The organism is Bradyrhizobium sp. S69, assembly GCF_009766005.1.
GTDB lineage: Bacteria > Pseudomonadota > Alphaproteobacteria > Rhizobiales > Xanthobacteraceae > Bradyrhizobium.
Genome location: NZ_LMUK01000008.1, coordinates 39,629 through 60,128, shown reverse-complemented (window position 1 = coordinate 60,128; position 20,500 = coordinate 39,629). Strand labels below are relative to the sequence as shown.

Annotated in this window: 19 protein-coding genes; 8 read left to right on the top strand and 11 right to left on the bottom strand. The window is 60.9% G+C overall.

The genetic code is table 11. The features are described from left to right. Positions 1 to 84: 84 nt before the first annotated feature. On the top strand, positions 85 to 975 hold the full coding sequence (blaBJP, locus tag GSQ88_RS02005) for a BJP family subclass B3 metallo-beta-lactamase (RefSeq protein WP_159005688.1): 891 nt from the start codon (positions 85 to 87) through the stop codon (positions 973 to 975). A 338-nt stretch (positions 976 to 1,313) separates the two neighbouring features. Here the strand turns inward: blaBJP and GSQ88_RS02000 are convergent, their stop codons facing one another. Continuing rightward, positions 1,314 to 2,093, bottom strand: coding sequence for a lytic murein transglycosylase (locus GSQ88_RS02000; protein WP_246735027.1), 780 nt, complete (start codon positions 2,091 to 2,093; stop codon positions 1,314 to 1,316). Between the two features lie 224 nt (positions 2,094 to 2,317). On the opposite strand from GSQ88_RS02000, the gene GSQ88_RS01995 reads away from it, so the two are divergent. After that, complete coding sequence (locus GSQ88_RS01995) at positions 2,318 to 2,554, top strand: hypothetical protein (RefSeq protein ID WP_159005685.1); 237 nt, start codon at positions 2,318 to 2,320, stop codon at positions 2,552 to 2,554. Positions 2,555 to 2,604: 50 nt separating this feature from the next. On the opposite strand, the gene GSQ88_RS01990 is transcribed toward GSQ88_RS01995, so the two are convergent. From GSQ88_RS01990 to GSQ88_RS01960, 7 genes are all read right to left on the bottom strand, one after another. Further along, on the bottom strand, positions 2,605 to 3,207 hold the full coding sequence (locus GSQ88_RS01990; RefSeq protein WP_159005683.1) for a hypothetical protein: 603 nt from the start codon (positions 3,205 to 3,207) through the stop codon (positions 2,605 to 2,607). Positions 3,208 to 3,546: 339 nt separating this feature from the next. Further along, positions 3,547 to 5,265: a hypothetical protein gene (locus GSQ88_RS01985; protein WP_159005681.1), complete on the bottom strand. Its 1,719-nt coding sequence runs from the start codon at positions 5,263 to 5,265 to the stop codon at positions 3,547 to 3,549. 76 nt (positions 5,266 to 5,341) lie between these two features. Continuing rightward, positions 5,342 to 7,492: an RNA polymerase sigma factor RpoD gene (gene rpoD / locus GSQ88_RS01980; protein WP_159005680.1), complete on the bottom strand. Its 2,151-nt coding sequence runs from the start codon at positions 7,490 to 7,492 to the stop codon at positions 5,342 to 5,344. Positions 7,493 to 7,751: 259 nt separating this feature from the next. Beyond that, entirely contained in the window at positions 7,752 to 9,761 is a 2,010-nt protein-coding gene (gene dnaG / locus GSQ88_RS01975; RefSeq protein ID WP_159005678.1) for a DNA primase, read from the bottom strand. Positions 9,762 to 10,021: 260 nt separating this feature from the next. Then, positions 10,022 to 10,435, bottom strand: a complete 414-nt coding sequence (locus GSQ88_RS01970; RefSeq protein ID WP_159005676.1) for a gamma-glutamylcyclotransferase family protein — start codon at positions 10,433 to 10,435, stop codon at positions 10,022 to 10,024. Between the two features lie 106 nt (positions 10,436 to 10,541). Further along, positions 10,542 to 11,354 (bottom strand): transglutaminase-like domain-containing protein, encoded by an 813-nt coding sequence (locus GSQ88_RS01965; protein ID WP_159005674.1) that lies wholly within the window; start codon positions 11,352 to 11,354, stop codon positions 10,542 to 10,544. 2 nt (positions 11,355 to 11,356) lie between these two features. Beyond that, the gene (locus GSQ88_RS01960) at positions 11,357 to 12,247 is read right to left on the bottom strand and encodes a transglutaminase family protein (RefSeq protein WP_159005727.1); all 891 of its coding nucleotides are present in this window, start codon (positions 12,245 to 12,247) and stop codon (positions 11,357 to 11,359) included. 104 nt (positions 12,248 to 12,351) lie between these two features. On the opposite strand from GSQ88_RS01960, the gene GSQ88_RS01955 reads away from it, so the two are divergent. The 3 genes from GSQ88_RS01955 to GSQ88_RS01945 all read left to right on the top strand — a co-directional run bounded on the left by GSQ88_RS01955 (position 12,352) and on the right by GSQ88_RS01945 (position 16,198). Then, positions 12,352 to 13,149 (top strand): N-formylglutamate amidohydrolase, encoded by a 798-nt coding sequence (locus GSQ88_RS01955; RefSeq protein ID WP_159005672.1) that lies wholly within the window; start codon positions 12,352 to 12,354, stop codon positions 13,147 to 13,149. 239 nt (positions 13,150 to 13,388) lie between these two features. Then, positions 13,389 to 14,063 (top strand): biliverdin-producing heme oxygenase, encoded by a 675-nt coding sequence (locus tag GSQ88_RS01950; protein WP_159005670.1) that lies wholly within the window; start codon positions 13,389 to 13,391, stop codon positions 14,061 to 14,063. Then, on the top strand, positions 14,060 to 16,198 hold the full coding sequence (locus GSQ88_RS01945; protein ID WP_246735023.1) for a histidine kinase dimerization/phosphoacceptor domain -containing protein: 2,139 nt from the start codon (positions 14,060 to 14,062) through the stop codon (positions 16,196 to 16,198). The genes GSQ88_RS01950 and GSQ88_RS01945 overlap by 4 nt, the downstream gene beginning before the upstream one ends. Positions 16,199 to 16,249: 51 nt before the next feature. Here GSQ88_RS01945 and GSQ88_RS01940 read toward each other — a convergent pair whose 3' ends face one another. From GSQ88_RS01940 to GSQ88_RS01930, 3 genes are all read right to left on the bottom strand, one after another. Continuing rightward, entirely contained in the window at positions 16,250 to 16,867 is a 618-nt protein-coding gene (locus GSQ88_RS01940) for a LysE family translocator (protein WP_159005668.1), read from the bottom strand. Between the two features lie 217 nt (positions 16,868 to 17,084). Continuing rightward, on the bottom strand, positions 17,085 to 17,636 hold the full coding sequence (locus GSQ88_RS01935) for a hypothetical protein (protein ID WP_159005666.1): 552 nt from the start codon (positions 17,634 to 17,636) through the stop codon (positions 17,085 to 17,087). Between the two features lie 16 nt (positions 17,637 to 17,652). Further along, positions 17,653 to 19,131 (bottom strand): LVIVD repeat-containing protein, encoded by a 1,479-nt coding sequence (locus GSQ88_RS01930; RefSeq protein ID WP_246735022.1) that lies wholly within the window; start codon positions 19,129 to 19,131, stop codon positions 17,653 to 17,655. 133 nt (positions 19,132 to 19,264) lie between these two features. Between GSQ88_RS01930 and GSQ88_RS01925 the strand changes: the two genes are divergently transcribed. From GSQ88_RS01925 to GSQ88_RS01915, 3 genes are read left to right on the top strand one after another with little or no spacing between them, the layout of a single operon-like run. Further along, positions 19,265 to 19,579 carry an ArsR/SmtB family transcription factor gene (locus GSQ88_RS01925; RefSeq protein WP_159005723.1) on the top strand — a complete coding sequence of 105 codons (315 nt, stop codon included), beginning with the start codon at positions 19,265 to 19,267 and terminating at the stop codon, positions 19,577 to 19,579. After that, entirely contained in the window at positions 19,572 to 20,042 is a 471-nt protein-coding gene (locus GSQ88_RS01920) for an SRPBCC family protein (RefSeq protein WP_159005664.1), read from the top strand. The genes GSQ88_RS01925 and GSQ88_RS01920 overlap by 8 nt, the downstream gene beginning before the upstream one ends. Continuing rightward, positions 20,035 to 20,496 carry an SRPBCC family protein gene (locus GSQ88_RS01915; RefSeq protein WP_159005663.1) on the top strand — a complete coding sequence of 154 codons (462 nt, stop codon included), beginning with the start codon at positions 20,035 to 20,037 and terminating at the stop codon, positions 20,494 to 20,496. The genes GSQ88_RS01920 and GSQ88_RS01915 overlap by 8 nt, the downstream gene beginning before the upstream one ends. Positions 20,497 to 20,500 lie beyond the last annotated feature (4 nt).

The following is a 20,500-nucleotide window of genomic DNA, read 5'->3' as shown; positions in this document are numbered from 1 at the left end:
CACCGGCGGCAACGTAGCTTGCGGGCCGCTTGCGGCAAGCACGCGACGCGTATCCGAACAAAAAAACAAAGAGGAAAGCAAACCATGAGGAAGTTTACCGTGACCGCGCTATGCGCGCTGGCGCTGGTCGTAACCGGTGTGCAGGCCCAGACCGTCAAGGACTTTATGGCGGCGGTGATGAAGAAGTGGACCACGCCGTTCGAGCCGTTCCAGCTGATCGGAAACATCTACTATGTCGGCACCGACGGCATTTCCGCCTATATCATCAAGTCATCGCAAGGGCTGATCCTGCTGGATACGGCGCTGCCGGAATCGACCGGCATGATCAAGGCCAATATCGCCAAGCTCGGGTTCAAGCTCGGCGACATCAAGATCATCCTGAATTCGCACGCGCATTTCGATCACACCGGCGGCCTTGCCGAGATCAAAAAGGACACCGGCGCACCCCTCGTCGCCGGCGAGCGCGACAAGCCGTTGCTCGAAGGCGGATATTATCCCGGCGATGAGAAGAACGCCGATCTGGCGTTTCCGCCCGTGAAGGTGGATCGCGCCGTCAAGGAAGGCGATGTGGTCACGCTCGGCGATACCACGCTGACCGCGCATGCGATGCCCGGGCACTCGCCGGGCTGCACCAGCTGGGAAATGACCGTCAAGGATAGCGGCCAGGACCGCGACGTATTGTTTTTCTGCAGCGGCACGGTCGCCCTGAACAAACTGGTCGGACAGCCGACCTATCCCGGCATCGTCGACGACTACCGCTCGACCTTCGCCAAGGCCAAGGCGATGAAGGTCGACGTGCTGCTCGGGCCGCACCCGGAAGTCTACGGCATGCAGGAGAAACGCGCGCAGATGAAGGACGGCGCGCCGAACCCCTTCGTCAAGCCGGGCGAGCTTCAAACCTATGTCGCCGGGCTCGAACAGGATTTCGACAAACAGCTCGCCAAGCAAACGGCGGCGCTGGAGAAGGCGAAGTAGGCGGCGCGACTGGCAATGCCTTAGTGCTCGTCATGGCCGGGCTTGACCCGGCCATCCATCCCTTCGAAAGACTCTTCTGAAGAGTGATGGATGCCCGGGTCAAGCCCGGGCATGACGAGTTGAGAGCCACACAAGAACTTCAACAAGTCGTCCCGGCGCACGCCGGGACCCCAGCGTGAGCGCAATTGCGCTCATCGCGGCGGCGCGGACTCTCGTTTTAGCGTTGTGGCAGAGGCCTTTTTTACTTTTGAACGCCAGGGGTTATGGGTCCCGGCCCCTTACGCGCAATTGCGCGCTAGGCCGGGACGACGTGGAGAGGGTACGCGCCCCCCGCCCCCCTACTCGCCCCCATCAATCTGCCGCCCCATCAGCGCGATCGCCTTCTGGTAGACCTGCGCCGCGTTCCAGGCCTCGATCGCCGCGAAGTTCGGCTCGCCGGGCTGGTAGCCGGCGCCGGCGCGCCAGCCATGGGCCTTGAGGAAATTCGCGGTCGAGTTCAATGCGCCGGACGACGTCTCGAGATTGCCGACGCCATAGGCCGCGATGTTCTTGGGCAGAAATTGCGTCTGGCCGACCTCGCCGTGCATCGAGCCGCGCTGGGTCGCCGAGAGCGTGCCGCGATCGATCAATTGCAGCGCCGAATAAAGCTGGTCGGTGAAATAGTCCGGCCGCCGGCAATCATAGGCCAGCGTGGCGATCGACGAGAGCATGTTCTGGTTGCCGCGCTGGCTGCCGAACCCGCTCTCCATGCCCCAGATCGCGATCAGCGGCCCCGCCGGCACGCCGTAGCGCGCCTCGATCGCGGAAAACATCGCGGCCTGCGACCGCTTCAGCGAGCGCCCGCGCGCGACGATCGCCGGCGCGCCGCGCTTGGCGAGGAACTGATCGAGCGACAGCTTGAAACTATGCAGGGAGCGATCGGCGTTGATGGTGGCGCTGGCGTAGGTCGTCCCCATCAGCGCCGAGAGGCCGGCAGCACCAACCCCCTTGGCCCGCGCCTCCCCCGAAAACGCCTGCTTCCAGGCCTCGAACCCGCCGGGCCCGCTGCCGCATGGGGCGGCGTCAGCCCGTGAACCGAGGCCGGCGAACAGGGCGAGCGTCAGGGCAGCGGCGGTCATACATCTTGTGCGCGTGGTCATCCAGACATCCTTTGGGCATCAACGATTGCCCCTGGATCGTAGCATTTCCTGGCGAATTTTGGTCCGAAAATGCCGTGTGACATCCTGACTGACCCTGCGCCGAAAGGGACGCTGCAGCGCCCGTTGATCGCAAGGCAGGCCGGCGCCATATGACAGCTATTTTCTTTGACAGGCGTCCCCCAATCGGAGAAAAGCCGCCCATCATGGCCAAAAAACCCGGAACCAACCCCAAAGGCGAATTCGCCTTTTTCAACGTCGTCTATGAAGACGACAGTCAGCGCTCCAACCGCCGCGTGCCCGCCGAACTGCTCGGCGGCCTCGATGGCGACGAACCCGCGCGCGGCTTCATCATGGAGCAGGACCGCGAGATCGGCGAGAAGGCCGGACGGCCGGCGCTGGCGATCAAGAGCATCAGCCGGGTGGGGGCGAAGAAGAAGTAGGGGCGTTGAGGCTCGGCGACAATCATTTGAAGGAAAATAAGGCGGGGATCCTAGCGCTGCGGTATTATCGCCGTCAGTCTTGATCCGTTCAGGACCAACGCGGGTGGGGCCAATTTCCCGCCAAATGTGATGTAAGCGATCGGCCAACTCATTCCAAAAACAAACGCTACTGCAGAAATGCTAACGGCGGCATTTCTTGCCAAACGCCAACGCCGATGAAGAACCCATCCCCGCTCGGCCGAGGCGTGTGCTTCCTTAGATTTATCAATTAACCTGTTTCGTTGAGAGTTCGCCTCGTCTGCGAGATGTTTCGGTGACGAAAACATCTCCGGAATTTTCGCGATGGCTTGATTGATTTCTTCACGGTTGTGCGCCTCGGCAAAATGCTGAGCGCGGGAGCCCAAACTGAGCGACTCGCAGAGAACGCTAAGCCCGGCCATCGATACGCCAAGAAAAAACACCCACAACGACGGGAGAAACACTTGAAACGCATGATTGCGATCAGGAAGGGTCGCCGCCAACGAAAAAAGACCCATCCCACCTGCACCCGACGCAACACCGAGCCAGACAACCCACTGCCTATAGTAGGCTACGCTCTCCGTTCGGAGGGAATTAACTAGGGTCTTAGCATCGGAATTGTCGATCTGAATCATGGAGCCTCGAATGTTAACTAGCCCAAGGCGCTATCGCCTTGGGCTACAATAAGGGAGCTACTGATTCGCAAGGAGACCCCAATGTGGCTCGTAATGTACGGATACGGGCGATTGTTGCGCACGGCTACCAGCCCGAGAGGCCGAACCTTACTAACATCGTTCGCAGACAGAACGGGCGCAGATGCCTTCGTTCAGAAATGCCGAAATGAAGGCATGCGCGCAAGCGAGCCCCAAAAGGTTAGCCGGGCGCGGCAAAAGGCCGAAGAACTATAACTCTTTCGGTTCGCGTCTTGGTGACGCGAAACGCTTCGGTCGCCCGCGATGTCTACTCAATTAGGTTCAGTTCTCGCCTTCAGATTCTCCCTCTTTCAAACGTCTCAGGCTATCAAAACGCTCTTTCGGCTTCTCTGGCAGATTAGTAGGGCTACCGCCCATCTGGCGACGGAGATCGTCGATTAAAGCAGCCATCGCTTGCCTAATATCTTCCGGAGCATCTTCAAACAATCTCAATATCTCGGTTTCCGCACTCAAATAGAGACGCGCCCCATTTTGAGCAATAATGGATTGCTCTGCAGCTTTGTTATTGATCAGGCCTGTTTCGAAAGAGAAAATCACAGCGAGCGCAGTCACTAAGTTCTTTGATGACCATATGCTTCGAGCACTGGCCTTCTCACCTTGAAAGGCACCTCGCCTGCCCGCGTCAACAACAGCGGTTAAAAGCTCAGAATCTTGTCTCAGGATGACACTCGTGGATTCTGCTATTTGCACGATCCGCGCTGCGGCTTCGAAATGCTCTGTCCTGCTTAGAAACGCGCCAGCCTCATCGTCCAACATTCGTGCAGTAGGAAACCTTCTCAGCCAAGGTGCCGCCGCTCGGATTAGATCGATAAAAGCACGCTGAACTTCTAAGTCTAACGGATCAGCATTAGTTCGGTCAGAGCTCTTTCGCAATCGTGCGTCCAAATCAAGAAACGAGCCAAGCGAGATCGTGCTGTCATAAACTAACCCAATTCGATCCGGCACGTCTTCTGTGGCGCATTCTACCGCCTCACGAAATTGAACTGCTGCTGCGCCCAAGCCTTGCCAGCCGATTAGGTTATCGACCCGCTTTGCGATCTCAGAAAACTCCCTAGCCCGACGCTTTATTCCCTCGTGAAGCTGTAGCATGACGGTGTCATGAGACACGACGACGTCAGACTCGTCTCCTCTAGGATCAATCGTTAGCCTATTACCCTGTTGGACGAATTTTGCTCCCAAACGGGTCTGCTTTAGCGTTTCTAGCTTTTCCGACCAACTTGAAACAGCATCAACTCGATCCTTTATCTCATCGTTTATGTACCTTATGCCGATTGTTGGATATCTTGCAGCGATTGCTATTCGATCAATTTCGGCTTTCTCGTTGCTTGATTTCCCCAAGAGACGTGCCTCGTACCAATCTATCCAAACGTCCCAAGTCGGACGCTTGGATAGAATCCGGTAGAGCTCTTCCTTAGCGATCGTGAACAAATCTGGAATCAAATTGGGAGTTGCGCCGAGCCAAAGTGGTTGACCGGCAAGCTCTCGCGGAAGAAGAGTGCCGTTCGTTAGACAATCAAAATCATGTTCCAGAGCCGCATCCGCCGCTACCAAATCGTTCAAGAACGCACGGCGCGTCGCTTCTATTGCTCCTGACGCTGCATCAGCTGCGGCTGGGCCTGCGGCAAACGACGCCGCCCCGGCAGCACGGTCGGTGGCAGCAAGGGCGAAAGATATTGCGGTGCTGACAGCTCCATACTCAAATATTTTGATGCGACGAACTTGCGCCCTTTGCTGCCCGCGTAGCTCGGGATACCGCGCGACAGCCCAAGTAATGTTTGCGGCAGAGAACACCTTAAAAGGAAACTCCAAGGCTCCCTTCGACTTCTTGATATCATACTCGTCTACGATCAGAGGCAGTGCACGCAAGACAGCGCGTGCCGCGAGAACCACCGCAGTCTCGCGGGGATCTGAAATCGCAGAAATCGTCTCGGTGATGGAGCGCCTGTCCGATAGATTCACCATCGAAAAAAACTCTGGCAACTCTCTCTTTGTGAGAAATCCGACCAACGAGAGTTGGGTAAAGAAAAAACCCCGCTAACGCGGGGCTTTTAATTGCTCAGTTATCCAGGAAGCTCCGCAGCTTCCGCGACCTCGACGGATGCTTCAGCTTCCGCAGCGCCTTCGCTTCGATCTGCCGGATGCGTTCACGCGTAACGCTGAACTGCTGACCAACCTCTTCCAAAGTATGGTCGGTGTTCATGCCGATGCCGAAGCGCATGCGGAGCACGCGTTCTTCGCGCGGGGTCAGCGAGGCCAGAACACGCGTGGTGGTTTCGCGGAGATTGCTCTGGATCGCGGCATCGATGGGCAGGATCGCGTTCTTGTCTTCGATGAAATCGCCCAGATGCGAGTCTTCCTCGTCGCCCACAGGGGTTTCGAGCGACAGCGGCTCTTTGGCGATCTTGAGAACCTTGCGGACCTTCTCCAAGGGCATGCCGAGCTTTTCGGCGAGCTCTTCAGGGGTGGGTTCGCGGCCGATCTCGTTGAGCATCTGGCGCGAGGTGCGCACGATCTTGTTGATGGTCTCGATCATGTGCACGGGAATGCGGATGGTGCGGGCCTGGTCGGCGATCGAACGCGTGATCGCCTGCCGGATCCACCAGGTCGCATAGGTCGAGAACTTGTAGCCGCGGCGGTATTCGAACTTATCGACCGCCTTCATCAGGCCGATGTTGCCTTCCTGGATCAGATCGAGGAATTGCAGGCCGCGGTTGGTGTATTTCTTGGCGATCGAGATCACCAGACGAAGGTTGGCCTCGACCATTTCCTTCTTGGCCTGGCGCGCCTCGCGCTCACCCTTCTGCACGCCGTGCACGATCTTGCGGAATTCGCCGATCTCGAGCCCGGTCAATGCTGCGAGCTGCTGAATCTCGCCGCGCAGTTCCTTGATGCGGTCCTTTTCGTGATGGACGAAATTCTTCCAGCCTTTGGCGGAGAGTTTCGAGACACGGTTGAGCCAGCGCGGATCGAGTTCCGAGCCTTGATAGTTGCGCAGGAAATCCTCGCGCGCGACGCCGTGGCTGTCGCCGAGGCGCAGCAGGCGGCCCTCGAACGACACCAGCTTCTTGTTGATGTCGTAGAGCTGCTCGACCAGCGAATCGATACGGGCCTGATTGAGCCGCAGCGACTTCACCTCGACGATGATTTCGTCCTTTAGCTTCTTGTATTTGCGCTCCTGCGAGGGCGACAGCGTCTCGCTCTGCAGTTGGTTGGCGATGTCCTGCTCCTGCAGGCGGCGCAGCTTCTTGTAGTTGTCGGCGATCTTGTCGAAAGTTTCGACCACCTTCGGCTTCAGCTCGGCCTCGATCGCGGCGAGCGACATCTGGTTTTCGAACTCGTCGTCGTCCATGTCGCCGTCGGCGGCGCCCTCGGTCGAGACGCTCTCGCCTTCGGGGGCGGCGGCGGGCGCGGCGCGGAACGGGGTCGGCGCCGGGGGAGCGGCGGGCGGCGCGATATGCGCGGGCGCAGCCGCAGCACCATTGCCACTACCATGGCCATTGGAGGCTTCGGCAGGCATCGGCTGGCCGTCGGCACCGACGGGGGCGGGCAGCAGCGCCGGGTTCATGTTGTTCTTGGCGTCGGGGCCGGCATAGGTGGCTTCGAGATCGATGATGTCGCGGAGGAATATCTTGCCTTCGTTGAGTTCGTCGCGCCAGATGATGATGGCCTGGAAGGTCAGCGGGCTTTCGCACAGCCCTGCGATCATCGCCTCGCGGCCGGCCTCGATGCGTTTGGCAATGGCGATTTCGCCTTCGCGCGACAACAGCTCGACCGTGCCCATCTCGCGCAGATACATGCGGACGGGATCGTCGGTGCGCTCGCCGGGCTCGGACTTCTTGACTTCGGTGACAGCCTTCTGCGTGACCTCGACCAGTTCGTTGTCGGTCTCGTCCTCGGCGTCTTCCTTGGTTTCTTCCTCGGTGTCGGCCTCCTCGGCCTCGGACACGTTGATGCCCATGTCGGACAGCATCGACATGATGTCCTCGATCTGCTCCGGCGACGTGGTGTCGGAGGGCAGGACTTCATTGAGCTGATCGAAGGTCACGAAGCCGCGCTTCTTGGCCTGCTTGATCATCTTCTTGACGGCGGCATCGGACAGGTCGAGCAACGGCGACGGCGCGTCGGGCGAATCCTTCTCGGGCGCATCGGCTGCCTTGTCGTCTTTTTCCTTGTCCTTGACCTGCAGCGTCTTTGCCTTGGTGGCCATTCATTAGCTCCTAAACGCGCTTTCGCTGGATGCTTCACAGCACCCGCGTCATGTCCAAAACGTCACGTGTGACGCGCAAAGGGCGGCGCAGACTTCTCGCCACCCTCACATTGCACCAACCGGTTACGACCTCATAGCCCGCAGGCTCTTAAGCGTCGATTAACCGTGTTAAGCGTCGATTAACCCTGTTTTTGCAGCCAAACCATGGGTTTGGCGAGTCATTTCGCAGCCCGGGCCCCGGCCGTCCGCATAATTTTTATCAGACGCTTTTCTGGAACCGGCCACTCGATTCGCCGAAACCCTCGATCAGCGCCTCGGTGCCGTCCATTTCGGCCAATCTTGCCTGGACGTCCCGCAGCCATACCATATTGGCCTCGCTGGCGTCGTCGCCCAGGGCCAGTTCGGCATCCTTCTTTTCCCTAAGTAAGGCGTGCGCCTTGTGATGCAAGGCAACCAGCTGCCGCCAGGTGGAAAGAACGTCCTCGTTAGCGGCGCCGGATTGCGCGGCCCACACATCCTTGGTGGTGAGCGCTATGTCAACCATTTGAATTTGCTTGGAATATCCTGATTTTTCGATCGCGGCGAGCAATCTTTCGGCTTCCGAGGCCGGATCGTCGGTATGCGAATAATTGGCAAAGGCCGCGATAATTCCGGCGCGCAATTTGTGGGCTTCCGGATGGGCCAGTTCGAGCGCTGCGACCTCCTCCAGATGGTCGTGCAATAACCAGGGGTGGTTAAGCAGGGAGCGCAGGATCAGCGCCTCGCGGCGGGACACCGCGCTGCGCTGGCCGCGCATGATCTGGCTGGTCGCCAATTGAGGGCTCGCCGCCTGATAGGGACCGCGCGCCAGGGTCGATCCGCCGCCCGGTCCGCCCCGCTTGTCGAACCGACCGCCGGAACCGGCGCTGCGCGGCGCAAAGCGCCGGCCTGATTCGCTGCCGCCGAAGCCGCTTTGGCCGCCGCGGTAGTTGCCTCTGACATAGCCGCCGCGGCCGCCTTCCGGCGCAAAGGTGCGTTGCAGGCGCTCGGCAAGATCCTGGCGATAATAGCGCCGCACGATCTCGTCCCGGATGCCATTGGTAAGCTCGCCGATCCGCGATTCCAGCGCCGCGCGCCGCTCCGGCGTCGCGTAAGAACCGCCCTCGATCTCGCGCGACCAGATCACGTCGGCCAAGCCCCGCGCCGCCGAGATCACTTCCTCGATCGCGGCTCGTCCCCCGGAGCGCGCGAGATCGTCGGGGTCCTGGCCCTCCGGCAGCAGCGCGAAACGCAGACTTTTGCCGGGCTTGAGATGCGGCATCGCGAGATCCGCGGCGCGCCACATCGCCTTCTGGCCAGCCTTGTCGCCGTCGAAACAGAGTATCGGCTCGTCCGACATCTTCCACAGCAGCGCGAGCTGGTTTTCGGTCAAGGCTGTTCCGAGCGGCGCGACGCTGCCGGCAAAGCCTGTTGTCACCATCGCGATGACGTCGACATAGCCTTCGACCACGACCAGCGGCGCGCCGTTATGGGTGGCCTGCCGCGCGGTCGCCAGATTGTAGAGGTTGTCGCCCTTGTGAAACAACGGCGTTTCCGGCGAATTGAGGTATTTGGCGGGAACGTCCTTTTCCAGCGCGCGGCCGCCGAAGGCGATGACGCGGCCGCGAAAATCGGTGATCGGAAACATCACACGGTCGCGGAAACGGTCATACGGCACCGGGATGTCTTCGCCGCCGATCAACAGGCCGGTCTCGACCATGTCCTCGACCGGAATGCCCTGCGCGCCGAGATATTCCTTCAGCGCAAAGCGTTCGCCCACCGCATAGCCGATGCGGAACTGGAGCTGCGTCGCCGGCGAAATCGCGCGGTCACCGAGATAGCCGCGCGCCTTGGCGCCATGGCGCGAGGCCAAATTGTCGGCGAAGAACTTTGCGGCGAGTTCCATCACGTCATACAGCGTGCGGCGGCGCTGCTCCTGCCGCGCGGCATCCGGCGTCACCGCGGGCAGCGCCATCCCCGCTTGGCCGGCCAGCCGCTCGACCGCTTCGGGGAACGAGCAGCCTTCGGTCTCCATCACGAAGTCAAAGATGTTGCCGTGCTTGCCGGTGGAGAAGTCGTGATAAAACTGCTTCTGGTCGTTGACCGTGAACGAGGGGGTCTTTTCCTGCTGGAACGGCGACAGTCCCTTATATTCGCGCCCCGCCTTCTTCAACTTCACGCGCCGGCCCACGACTTCCGAAACCGGAAGCCGGGCACGCAGTTCCTCGAGGAATTCAGGCGTAAAGCGCATGGGGGATGTGTTGCCGGATCGGAGGCATGTGCCAACCGACCATCGATATAGGGTGCGCCGGTTAAAATACGAAGATTAAAGGGTTTCTCGCCGCTATTCACAGGGCGAGGAACCGCGAAATCGCCGCGGCGTGCCCCGGATGCTGCGCAGCACGAAGTGATGCGCTGCTGATCCGGGGCCCATCGGCAAGCGGCAGCATGGGTCCCGGCTCTGCGGAGCAGCGCGAAGGCGCGCTGCACCGCGTCCGGGACACGGAGCTGTCACTTCTCCATGAACCGCCCCGAGGCGATCCGGGGCAGATGGGCGACGGGCCAGTTGTAGATGTAGGTCCAGGCTTCGCGGGTTGGGGCCTCGCTGGCAGCGCCATCTTGCAGCGTCACCGTCAGCATCCGCCGGACATACTCGGTCGGCTCGGCAAAACCTTCGCCGCAGGCCTCGTACATGTCGAACTCGCGCAGCAGGGCTTCCGGCTGCGTCAGCCGGTACAGTTCGCCGAACACGAATTCGCCAGGCTCCTCGGACAGCACCAGCCCGGGATAGTGTTTGACCAGATAAAGCCGGCCGGCGCAGCGCGCCTCACCGATAAAATCGGCGCTGCGCGACAATAACTGCGCCATCGGATGATCGAAGTCGCGCATCAAGGTGCCGTAGACGAAGAGGCGATCGGAGGTCATGGGAAGATTTATACCGTCATTGCGAGCGAAGCGAAGCAATCCAGGAACAACAAGCGCAAACTGCGCAGCTCTGGATTGCTTCGCTTCGCTCGCAATGACGACTACGTCAAGCCGGCACGACCTCATCGGTCACGACCACGAATTTCACCAGGTCCATCCGGCCAAAACTGGTGGTCAGCGCGACGTCGGCGGCGTCGCGGCCGGTGGCCATCAGGATGCGGCCGATCCGCGGGTGGTTGTGGCGGGCATCGAGGGTGTGCCACTGGCCCGAGAGATAGACCTGAAACCAGCCGGAAAAATCCATCGGCGCGGGATCCTTGGGCACGCCGATATCGCCGAGATAGCCGGTGCAATAGCGCGCCGGGATGTTCATGCAGCGGCAGAACGTCACCGCCAGGTGCGCGAAGTCGCGGCAGACGCCGGCGCGCTGCTCATAGACGTCGTGCGCCGACTTCATGTGATGGGCGTGCTGATAACCGAAGGTGACATGGTTGTGCACGAACTCGACAATGGCCTGCGCGCGGGCCCATCCGGGCGGCGTCGTGCCGAACAACGACCAGGCGATGTCGGTGAGCTTGTCGGTCTCGCAATAGCGGCTCGGCATCAGATAGAGCAGGACTTCATCGGGCAATTGGTCGATCGGCACCTGCTGCGCGGTCGGCACCACCACATCGGCCAGCCCAGAGTCGCGCACCAGCGCGCTGCCGCGGAAAGTGACGCCGCCCGCGGGCGCCACCAGGCGGCCGCAGACATTGCCAAAGCTGTCGCGGTAAAACCCGATCGGCACGTTCGGCTCGGCGATCAGGCTTTCGGTGCCGACGATATCGGCAAAGCGCGACGGATGGATGTTGAGGATCGTCACCATCGGCGTCGGCTGCACGGCGGCGTAGCTGATCTCGAAGCCTACCTTGATTTCCATGATCAGGCTCCCGTTCGCTCGCTGGCCGAGACCACATTGATGCTGACATTCATGCCGACGAACGCATCGGCCGGGCCCACATACGTCCCATGCAGCGGGATCGCCTGGCGCGGATCGCGCGCCACCGCGACGCGAACCAGATCGCGGGTGCCGATGATGCCATTAGTCGGGTCGAACTCGATCCAGCCGGCGCTCGGCAGATAGACCTGAACCCAGGCATGGGTCGAGCCGCCGCCGACATAACCATGGGCGCGATCGCCGGGGATGAACAGATATCCCGACACAAAACGCGCGGCGATGCCGAGCCGCCGCAAGGCCTCGATCATGAACAACGCGTAGTCGCGGCAGGTGCCTGATTTGGTCTGCAAGGTATCGAGCGGATGCTGGGTGCCGTGCTCATGGCGCTTGCGATAGGTAAAAGCCTCGCGGATGCCATGGGTCATGCCGCTGAGGATGTTGTACGTCGGGGTCATCCCCTGCTCGTCGAGGAAGCCGCGGGCCCAGGCCGAGAGCTCGCCATCGGGATCGCCATATTGCGGCGTGATGAACTGGACCAGGTCGGGAAATTCCTCATCGTTATACAGAAACGGATAGAAATACGCCGTATCGTCCGCCGTCAACGCGAACTCCTCGGCCGGATTGTGTTCCACCGTCGCGGTGCTGTCGAAGGTCAGCGTCTTGGCCCGCACGTCGAAGGTCGCGATCGCGACACTGTTGCCGAACACGTCGTGGATCCAGCGCAGCGACGCCGGCTGCGGCACGATCTTGAGATCGCCCGACAGCACGCGCAGATCGTGACCGTCGCGCGGTCGCAGCATGATGCGGTGTTCGCCGAACGCCACCGGGCGGTCGTAGCGATATTCGGTCTTGTGGTGGATCGTCAGGAGCGGCATCTTCGAACTAATCATCGTGATTTCAGGCACATTAATCTACACCGAAACATGCTTAAATCTAACTCGGCGTGCTGCTTCGATAGGCAGCAATTGAGGACACAGCTTTGAACAACCCAGGCGGCCCATCCCTACTCCTCGGCAGCACAGAGGTTCCGCCGGTCCACGAACTAAATGCCACGGGACGTTCGCCGTTTCTGCTCACTTCTGACCATTACGGCCGCTTGATTCCGCGGGTGCTCGGCGATCTCGGGCTGCCGGAAAGCGAACTGACACGGCACATCGCCTGGGACATCGGCATCGCCGGCGTTGCCGAGGCGCTGTCTGGACATCTCGATGCGCATCTGGTGGCGCAGCGCTACTCGCGGCTGGTGATCGACTGCAACCGGCCGCCGACGGCGCCAAGCTCGATCCCGATCGTCAGCGAAGCGACCACGGTCCCCGGCAATGAAGGCCTTGCACGCGATGAGGCGGAGGCACGGCGCCGTCAGATCTTCGATCCCTATCACCGTCGTATCGACGAGGTGATCGACGCCCGCCTCGCCGCCGGCATGCCGACGGTGCTGGTGTCGCTGCATAGCTTTACGCCGGTCTATGCCGGCATCGCGCGGCCCTGGCATATCGGCACGCTCTATCATCGCGATACGAAATTGCCGCCGCGCCTGCTGAAACATCTGCGCGCCGAGGCCGATCTCGTGGTCGGCGACAACGAGCCCTACGCGGTCAGCGACGAGACCGACTACACCATCCCCGTGCACGGCGAAGCCCGCGGCCTGATGAACTCCGGCATCGAGATTCGCCAGGATTTGATCGGCGATCAAAGCGGCCAGCAACAATGGGCCGAGCGGCTGGCGCGGGTGCTTGGCGTGATCGCGCAGGCGTTGAGGGCGGAGGGAATGATTTAGGCACCAAGTCCTGAAGGTACGCCAATAAGTAACATCCGGTGCGGGCTTGGTCGGTCGATTGAGGTAGCGCTTCGGCACGGGACATCGCGCGATTAATAGCGCTGTCACAATGCTACATTGAGGAGTAACGTCCTGCTGCCCAATGCGACGCGCCTGCTGCTTGCAGACCAAAGACACCTTCACGCGCGCAACCGGGGCCCAGGCTCAAAACCCATACGCAACCTGTCCAGATAACGCTCATGTTCTGGCGAAGAATGTTGCGCAGGTGGATCACCTTAGTAAATGGTGTCAATTTGGACAGCGAACGCGAGGTTGCCAGGAGCGTTTCGGCCTCCCCCGCGACCGAACCACGATCCACGATCGACCTCTTGCGGGCTCGAACGGCAGACCATCATCATGGTTTGGAAAGCAGCCTTCAGATCCAGAATCGCCTTTCAGCGGTGGGGACGCGCAGCCCTCTGATTGCTGGTTACTTTGCTCTCACCCGCGAAACTGAAGCGGCGTTGAGGCCGCATCTTTGGGACATGCCTGACCTGGCATTTTGCTCTCGTGTTCGCGCCCGTCGATTCCCGGGCAAGATCGAGTTGCCCTGGCACGGAGAGCACTTGCTCAATCCGGTATTCCCAACGATCGAAACGAGGGCCGAAGCGCTGGGCGCATTTTACGTCCTCGAGGGGTCGACCTTGGGCGGCCGGAAGATTTTGCAGGCGCTTAAAAGCCAGGGCTTATCGACCGATGACCTTCATTTTCTGGACCCCTACGGCCACGACGCCGGCGTGAACTGGCGCATGTTCCTGAGGGTACTCGAGCGTGAAACAGCGCTCCGTCAAACAACCATGAACGAATGCGTTTCGGGGGCGATAAAAGCCTTTTCCTTTGCGGCTGCGTGCCTGCGCGATGAAAGAAAAAATTGACGGATTTGACGATCGACATTTCAGGCTGCGACCGGGAACCCATCCATATTCCCGGATCGATTCAACCTCACGGCATTATGCTGGTGGCCGAGAAAACAACGCTGATCGTGCGCCACGGCGCCGGAGACGTCGAGCGTGTGTTCCAACTGGAGCAATGGATCGATCGTCCGCTTGCTGATTTTCTCGGAGAGGAGGTCGCACAAAGAACCGCGCTGGTATCGGAAACGGCTCAAAAACGAGCCTTTATTGATACGATAAGTGCGCCGGGCGCAGCACTCCTCGACGTGACGGCGCACGTCATCGACGACTATTTGATTGTCGAAATCGAACCGAAGGTCGCGGCAGTGCGATCATCGACCAAGCTGCTTGGCCGGATCGAGATTGCGTCGAGCGCCTTGGACCAGGCGACGACACTGAAGAATTTGTGCGACGTCGCCGCCGTGCAGTTCCGGGAGTTGACCCGGTACGACAGGGTGATGGTGTATCGCTTTCTGGATAACGGGGCTGGTGCGGTGCTGGCCGAAGCCCGGCGCGACGACCAGCACTCATTTCTCAATCATCATTTCCCCGGCTCGGATATTCCCCAGCAGGCCCGCGCCCTTTACATCCGCAATCTGCTTCGCGTTATTCCGGATGTGAATTATGAAGCCGCGCCGTTGCGGCCACCGTGGATTGGCCCTGTCGCCCTTGATATGAGCGACAGCATCCTTCGCAGCGTCTCGCCAATCCATCTGCAATATCTCAAAAACATGGGGGTGGGCGCTTCAGCCTCGGTTTCCATCGTGAAAGACGGAATCCTCTGGGGGTTGATCGCGTGCCACAATGAAACGCCGCTGGCGATCTCTTACGACATCCGCGCCACATGCCGCACGCTTGCGAGCAATCTCGCCCGTCAAATCAAGACGAGGGAGGAAGCCGAAGCATACCGCGAGAGATTGCGGCTTCGTGGCTCCCAGGACGATACGATCACATTGCTGTCGCGCCACGGATCTCTCGAAGAAGAGATCGCCAATCATGTCGAGGACCTGTCTCGCCTGATCCCCTGCGACGGTTTTGCCGTGCTTCGCGGCACGGAACTGCTGTTGACGGGCACTTGTCCGCCGGAACAAGACGTTCGAAAACTGACCGAGTGGTTGATTGCCAAAAGCGTGGAGTCGGTGTTTTCGACCAACCGGCTGGTCGTGTCGTATCCGCCGGCCGAGGACTTCCAGGGGGTCACCGCCGGCGTGCTTACGGTCCTGCTGTCCGTCGAGGAGCGCTGGCTGCTGGTCTGGTTTCGCGCCGAAGAAGTTCAGATCGTGAAGTGGGCGGGCAATCCCCACAAGGCGGTCGAACTGAAACCGGGCGAAACGCTGACGCCACGCTCTTCTTTCGAGGCCTGGCAAGAGACGGTGCACGGCCATTCTCGACGCTGGACTTTGGCTGAGATCGAGGCGGCGGGGCGTTTTCGTCAGGAACTGCTCGAGTTTCGCCAAAACCGGCGTCTGCGCGAACTCAACCGACAACTGATCGAGACGATCGCCGAGAAGGATCTGTTGCTCGAGCAAAAACAGTTCCTGGTCGGCGAAGTCAATCATCGGGTTCAGAACAGCCTGCAGATCGTCTCGAGTTTTCTTTCCTTTCAGGCGCGCGAGTCAGGCGATGTCGCTTTCGGCAACGCGGTGGAAGAAGCGCGCCGCCGCATCAGCGCGGTTTCATTGCTTCATCGCAGTCTTTATCGCGGCGATGAAATCGGGGTCACCAATGCCGGGCGCTACATTGAAGATCTGTGCGGCAACCTCATCGGGTCGATGGGCAACGAGTGGAAGGAGCATTTCGCCCTGCATCTCGGACCCGTCATGCTGCCGATCGACAGGGTGATACCGCTTGGGCTGGTCGTGACCGAGCTGGTCATCAACGTCAATAAGTACGCCTATTCGGGAGAGCCCGGGCCGATCGAGATAACACTCACCGAGAACCAGGCCAGGCTAAGGCTGGTGGTTGCGGACAAAGGGCGCGGGCGGACTTCGGCACGCCAGGGATTTGGAACCCGGATGATGACGGCGCTCGTCGGCCAGCTTTCCGGGCACCTCGATTTCGAAGATAACGCTCCGGGCGTCCGGGTCGTGCTTTCGGCACCTATCATGCATCAATAGGTCGGATCATTTTTGCTCGTCGAACGGCCGCCTCGGCCGTCCGGCGTTCACTCACCTCGCCCGCGTCAGCGCCAGCCAGATGCCGCCGCCGATCATGAAGCCGCCGGAGACGCGCGACAGCAACCGCGTGCGGCGCGCCGAGAAGATCGCGCGGGCGCGGCCGGACAGCAGCGCGTACATCGCGTCCGTGATGCCCGCAGTGACCATGAAGGTGATGCCGAGCAGCGAGACCTGCGAGACATGATCCTTGCTCATGTCCATGAACTGCGGAATGAAGGCGCCAAAGAACACCAGCACCTTGGGGTTCGACAGCAGCACCAATAGCCCCTGCAGGAAGAAGCCGCCGCGCGGCGGCGGTGGCGGCTGGTCGGCGCTGATGCCTTCGACCGGAAAGCGAATGAGCTTGACGCCGAGCCAGACCAGATAGGCCGCACCGGCGAACCGCACCCAGTCGAACCAGTAGCCCATGGTCGCCATCAGCGAGGTCAGGCCGATCGCCACCACGCCGATCACGATCGCGAGTCCAAGTTGCGCGCCGGCGATGTTGATCAGCGCGGCGCGGGTGCCATGCCGCAAGCCGTTGGCGATCACCAGGGTCACCATCGGACCCGGCAACAGCGCCAGCGCGATGCAGGCGGCGAGAAAGGCGAGATAGACTTGAAGGGACATGATGGGGTGCTCGCTGGTCGATAGAATAGGCTGCTGATTATGCACGATCGCGGTGCCGGTGGAAGCCGCGCTCTTCCCCTCTCCCCTTGTGGGAGAGGGTGGACGCGATGCGAAGCATCGCGGACGGGTGAGGGGTCGCAGCCTCTCGTTATGTTGCGACCCCTCATCCGCCTCCGCTTCGCTTCGGCACCTTCTCCCACAAGGGGAGAAGGGAAAATCAACCGCCGTTCAACGCAACCGTTATCCAGCGCGTCATATTGTCCGAGCCGAGAAACTCCGTCGCGACGCGCTGCACATTAGCCGCTTCGCCCTTGCCTTGCGCGACCGCGACCAGCAGATCGCAGCGCCGCGACAGGGCAAAACCGATCGCCGCGTGGGTCGAGCCATCGACCATTGTGAGATCATAGCTGCGCGCGCGTCCGGCCATCTCGGCGACAATCACCGCCTTGCCGGCTTCCAGCGGCGAAAAACGTTGGCTGATCAGATCGAGATCGGCGACTCGGTCGACCTCGTCGTCATCGGCGACGCCGCTGTCGCAATTGCAAAAGCCGATCTTCGGCCGCACGTAGAGTTCGACCGCCTCGCCGCAGGCGGCGGCGTCGCACCGGAACGCGCGGCCCGCCGGCCAGCCGTCGCGCGGGAACGGCCAGGCGATTTCGCGCCAGGTGCCGGCGCGTGGCGTGGGCCCGTCCGCATGCGCAACCAAAGCCGCGGCAACGCCGGACAGCGTGCCGATCGCAAGCAATGATGCGATCAACAGCCCGCGCATGTCGGTTCACCCGCCATCACGGCAATCCCGCCGCGCGGCGCGCGGCGCCGGTCAGTTCCAGGATATGCAGGCCGGTATTGGCGCGATCGACGATGTAGATGTAGCCGCGCTCGTCGGTTTCGACATTGTTGGTCTGGATCGCGACCTTGCAGCGGTCCTGGCCTTCGGCGGGGACGCAGCGCTTGTCGGTCGCAGCCGTGATCGAGGGGATGAAATAGCCGACTTCCTTGGGGTGATAGGGGTCGCGGATGTCGAGCGCGCGGACGCCGGCGTTGAAGAAGGCGATGAACGCCATCTTCTTGTAATAGACCGGCGCCATGCTTTCGTTCGAGGAGTGCGAGCCGAACCGTCCGCCGCGCTCGCAGAACTGGCCGCCGGCTTCCGGCACCGTGAAGCTCGAGATCATCATCGGCCGGGTCTCGGTGGTGACGTCGGCGAACCACACCATCTGCCGCGGTTCGCCGCATTCATTGAGGATCGCCTCATCGACGATCATCACGATGTCGCGGGTCTTGCCGTCCTTGTCCTTGGCGAATTCGGCGATCGGCATGTCCTTCATCGGGAATGTCGTATGCGCGCCGTTGAACGCCGACATCGGCATCCGCGAGATTTCCGGGAAGCGCAGATTGTCCGGCGTCGGCTCCTTTGGTCCGTTGAGCAGCTTGTCGCGGTCGACGATCTGCATGATGCCGCCCTTGTCGGTGCCGTAGCCGAAATAGATCCGGTTGCCCTGCGGCCCGGTCGAGATCATGCCGTGCATCTCGGTCGGCACCGCGCCGGTCGAGCCCGGCTCCTGGCCGACCAGACCAAAATCCCTGATCTTGACGGGATGCGCGGGATCGCTGAGGTCGTAGACCTGCGCCATGCGCCGGGTGCGCCAATCCGGCGCGCCGGACACCAGATAGGCAATGCCGGTATCGCATTCCCAGAAATTCTTGTGGGTGTCCTTCAGGCCTTCGCCGATCTTGGTGACGAGAACCGGATTGGCCGGATCGGCCACGTTCCATATCTCATGCCCCTGGCTGCCGACCGCGCGCAGCATGTAGACCGCGTCGGCATCGCCCTTCGGCAAGCTCTTGCCGTCGCAGACCCGCACCATCTGCGCGCCGCCGGATTCGTATTTTCCTTCCTGGCCCGGAATGTGATGGAGATATTTCGGATGCGCGGGATCGGTGACGTCGACGATCGAGGTCCCGTTCGGTTCGGCCTTCCCGGTCATCGGATTGACTGGATCGGGAACCGCGTCGGTGCCGCCGTGATGACCGATATAGGCGATCCAGCGGTCGCCCTGGTGATGGATGGTCGGCTGGTAGGCGCTGCGCGCCTGCAAATCATTGCTGCCGACCAGTTTCATATTGGAGGCTTCGGGCGGCGCCCCGATCACTTGCTGCTGCGTGGCGGCCTGCTGTGTGTTGGCTTGCTGCGCATTGGCGCCGCCGCAGCAGGTGACAACAACGATCGCACTATACGCGACGAATAAAGTCCGGCTTTTCATAGTTTCCCACCCCAAGTCTTTCACCCCAACCAATCTTGCGTTGGTTGCGCGTGACGATAGCACGCGAAACCGGTTTACAAAAACACGCTGTTGACATGCAACCATTTGGTTGCTTATTATGCTGTGCATGGACCTGGATGAAGTCTTCAAGGCGCTGGCCGATGCGTCACGACGGTCGCTGCTGGATCGGCTTCACGCCAGCAACGGACAGACGTTGAACGAATTGTGCGGCGGCCTCGCGATGACGCGCCAAGCCGTCACCAAACACCTTGCGATCCTCGAGGCCGCCAATCTCGTCACCACGTTCCGCAAAGGCCGCGAGAAGCTGCACTACCTCAACCCTGTGCCGATCCATCAGATCGGCGAACGGTGGATCAGGAAATTCGAGCGCGGCAAGCTCACGGCGCTCAGCGAGTTGAAACGGCAATTGGAGAAACGTGATGAGTAAACCGGAATTCGTCTATGTCACTTACATCGAGACCACGCCGGAGAAGTTGTGGGAGGCGTTGACCGTCGGCGACTTCACCGAGCGCTACTGGTTCGGCCTCCGAATCTCCTCGGATTGGGAAGCCGGATCGCCCTATATCTTCACCCGGCACGGCGCCATCAGCCTAGAGGGCAATGTGCTGGTGTCCGAGCCCTGCACGCGGCTGGTTTACACCTGGATTCCGTTGTCGCCGGAGACAAAACACGAGCGAATCTCGCGAGTCACGTTCGATCTGGAACCGCGCGGCAAGGTCATCAAGCTGATCGTCACCCATGACCATCTCGACGAGGGCGGCGAGACACGGCGCGATATTTCCGATGGCTGGCCGATGGTGCTGGCGAGCCTGAAGAGTTTTCTGGAAACCGGCCATGCGCTGGAGATCGATCCGCCGTGCGCGGTGACCCGGGAGGCTGCCTATGCGTAAGCCCGAATTCGTCTATGTCACCTATATCGAGACCACACCGGAGAAATTGTGGGAGGCGTTGACCGACGGCGACTTCACGGAGCGATACTGGTTCGGTGTCCGGCTCAGGTCGGACTGGAAGATCGGTTCGTCCTTTGAGATGGTGCGGGATGATAGCTCCGTCTCCGATGCCGGCAAGGTGGTCGAATACGACCCGCCGCGCCGGCTCGCCTACACCTTCGTCAATCTGTCGGACACATACAAAGGCGAGCCTCCCGCGCTGGCAACGTTCGTGATCGAGCCTTATGGCAAGCTGGTCAAGTTGACGGTGACGCAGGAGGGCTTTGCCGAAGGCGGCAAATTCTTCGACGGCGTCTCCAAGGGATGGCCAGCCATCCTGTCCGGCCTCAAGAGCCTGCTGGAAACGGGCAAGCCGCTTGAGATTCCCTACGCCGCACTGAAATTCGAAAGCTGATGAC

Bases quoted from the DNA above. Each gene is read 5' to 3' on its own strand.
- GSQ88_RS01915 (WP_159005663.1), top strand. From the start codon at position 20,035: ATGCGTAAGCCCGAATTCGTCTATGTCACCTATATCGAGACCACACCG.
- GSQ88_RS01970 (WP_159005676.1), bottom strand. From the start codon at position 10,435: ATGACCTCCGATCGCCTCTTCGTCTACGGCACCTTGATGCGCGACTTC.
- GSQ88_RS01940 (WP_159005668.1), bottom strand. From the start codon at position 16,867: ATGTCCCTTCAAGTCTATCTCGCCTTTCTCGCCGCCTGCATCGCGCTG.
- GSQ88_RS01995 (WP_159005685.1), top strand. From the start codon at position 2,318: ATGGCCAAAAAACCCGGAACCAACCCCAAAGGCGAATTCGCCTTTTTC.
- blaBJP (WP_159005688.1), top strand. From the start codon at position 85: ATGAGGAAGTTTACCGTGACCGCGCTATGCGCGCTGGCGCTGGTCGTA.
- GSQ88_RS01935 (WP_159005666.1), bottom strand. From the start codon at position 17,636: ATGCGCGGGCTGTTGATCGCATCATTGCTTGCGATCGGCACGCTGTCC.
- GSQ88_RS01920 (WP_159005664.1), top strand. From the start codon at position 19,572: ATGAGTAAACCGGAATTCGTCTATGTCACTTACATCGAGACCACGCCG.
- GSQ88_RS01930 (WP_246735022.1), bottom strand. From the start codon at position 19,131: ATGAAAAGCCGGACTTTATTCGTCGCGTATAGTGCGATCGTTGTTGTC.
- dnaG (WP_159005678.1), bottom strand. From the start codon at position 9,761: ATGCGCTTTACGCCTGAATTCCTCGAGGAACTGCGTGCCCGGCTTCCG.
- GSQ88_RS01960 (WP_159005727.1), bottom strand. From the start codon at position 12,247: ATGCCGCTCCTGACGATCCACCACAAGACCGAATATCGCTACGACCGC.
- rpoD (WP_159005680.1), bottom strand. From the start codon at position 7,492: ATGGCCACCAAGGCAAAGACGCTGCAGGTCAAGGACAAGGAAAAAGAC.
- GSQ88_RS01965 (WP_159005674.1), bottom strand. From the start codon at position 11,354: ATGGAAATCAAGGTAGGCTTCGAGATCAGCTACGCCGCCGTGCAGCCG.
- GSQ88_RS01950 (WP_159005670.1), top strand. From the start codon at position 13,389: ATGTTCTGGCGAAGAATGTTGCGCAGGTGGATCACCTTAGTAAATGGT.
- GSQ88_RS01990 (WP_159005683.1), bottom strand. From the start codon at position 3,207: ATGATTCAGATCGACAATTCCGATGCTAAGACCCTAGTTAATTCCCTC.
- GSQ88_RS02000 (WP_246735027.1), bottom strand. From the start codon at position 2,093: ATGACCGCCGCTGCCCTGACGCTCGCCCTGTTCGCCGGCCTCGGTTCA.